1 protein-coding gene is annotated in these 1,943 nt (G+C 73.1%); it reads right to left on the reverse strand.

The features are described 5' to 3' along the window. Window positions 1-164: 164 nt before the first annotated feature. Entirely contained in the window at window positions 165-1,868 is a 1,704-nt protein-coding gene (locus EYA84_RS31245) for an urease subunit alpha (RefSeq protein ID WP_131057779.1), read from the reverse strand. Window positions 1,869-1,943 lie beyond the last annotated feature (75 nt).

Below are 1,943 nucleotides of genomic sequence, written 5' to 3' on the forward strand. Positions count from 1 at the left end.
GACCAGCCCGGCGGTGGCCAGCCGCCCGCGCAGGTACTCCCCCAACGTGGCCAGGTCGGTCACCCGCCCGGCCGCGACAGCCGCCTCCAGCCCCGACGAGTGGGCGTGCGCCCCCGCTGGGAACCGCCCGTCGGCGAGCAGCAGGAGCATGGTCGGCGCGCTCATCAGAACAGGAAGTAGCGCTGGGCCATCGGCAACTCGGTCACCGGGTCGGGTTCGACCACCTCGCCGTCGATGCGGACGGTGAAGGTGTCCGGGTCCACCTCGATGCGCGGCAGCGCACCGTTTTCCGGCAGGTCGGTCTTGCCGCGCTGCCGTACGTCGGCGACCGGCACCACCCGGCGACGCACGTCCAGGCGCAGCCCGGCGTCGAGCGCGGCGGGTGCCACGAACGCCAGGCTGGTGGCGGCGGCCGCGACGCCGTACGCGCCGAACATGGGGCGGGGCAGCATCGGCTGCGGCGTCGGGATCGAGGCGTTCGCGTCCCCCATCTGGGCGTACGCGATGAACCCGCCCTTGATCACCAGGTGCGGTCGGACGCCGAAGAACGCCGGTTCCCAGAGCACCAGGTCGGCGAGCTTGCCCGGCTCGACCGAGCCGATCTCGTGGTCGAGTCCGTTGGCCATGGCCGCGCAGATGGTGTACTTCGCCACGTACCGCCGGGCCCGGTGGTTGTCGGCGGCACCGTCACCGGGCAACGCCCCCACCCGCGCCTTCATCACGTGCGCGCTCTGCCAGGTCCGCAGCACGACCTCGCCGACCCGGCCCATCGCCTGCGAGTCCGAGCCGATGATCGAGATCGCGCCCAGGTCGTGCAGCAGGTCCTCGGCGGCCATCGTGGACGGTCGGATCCGGCTCTCGGCGAACGCCAGGTCCTCCGGCACCGCCGGGTTGAGGTGGTGGCAGACCATCAGCATGTCGAGGTGTTCGGCCAGGGTGTTGCGGGTGTACGGACGGGTCGGGTTGGTCGACGAGGGCAGCACGTTCGGTTCCCCGGCGACGGTGATGATGTCCGGCGCGTGCCCGCCCCCGGCCCCCTCGGTGTGGTACGAGTGGATCGCCCGGCCGCCGATCGCCCGCAGGGTGTCCGCGACGAACCCGGCCTCGTTGAGGGTGTCGGTGTGGATGGAGACCTGCACGCCCGAGGCGTCCGCCACCCGCAGGCACGCGTCGATCGCCGCCGGGGTGGTGCCCCAGTCCTCGTGCAGCTTGAAGCCGCCGGCACCGGCCCGCAGCTGTTCCCAGAGCGCCTCGGCGGAGACCGTGTTGCCCTTGCCGAGCAGCAGCACGTTGACCGGGAACGCGTCCAGCGCCTCGTGCATCCGGGCCAGGTGCCAGGCGTTCGGCGTGACGGTGGTGGCCCGGGTCCCCTCGGCCGGTCCGGTGCCGCCGCCGACCAGGGTGGTGACCCCACCGGCCAGCGCCTCGGTGACGATCTGCGGGCAGATGAAGTGCACGTGGGTGTCGACCGCCCCGGCGGTGAGGATCCGGCCGTTGCCGGCGATCACCTCGGTCGCCGGTCCGATCACCAGCTCCGGGTGCACACCGTCCATGGTGTCCGGGTTGCCCGCCCGGCCCAGCGCGACGATCCGCCCGTCGCGGATCCCCACGTCCGCCTTGACCACGCCCCAGTGGTCGAGGACCACCGCGCCGGTGATGACGGTGTCCAGGGCCCCCTCGGCCCGGGTGGCCCGGGACTGCCCCATCGACTCGCGGATCACCTTGCCGCCGCCGAAGACCGCCTCGTCGCCGCCGGCACAGTGGTCGTGCTCCACCTCGATCAGCAGGTTCGTGTCGGCCAGCCGGATCCGGTCGCCCGTACTCGGCCCGTAGAGCGCCACGTAGCGCTCCCGCTCCACCATGCTCATGCCGTCGCTCCGCTCCGCTGCGCGCCGTCGTCGGGCACCGCCGTCGTCGGGGCCGGGTCCAGCGGGCCGGCGCAC

This window comes from Verrucosispora sp. SN26_14.1 (assembly GCF_004307965.1).
Lineage (GTDB): Bacteria > Actinomycetota > Actinomycetes > Mycobacteriales > Micromonosporaceae > Micromonospora.

Excerpts from the sequence above, each read along its gene's own strand:
- EYA84_RS31245 (WP_131057779.1), bottom strand. The coding sequence starts at position 1,868 with ATGAGCATGGTGGAGCGGGAGCGCTACGTGGCGCTCTACGGGCCGAGT.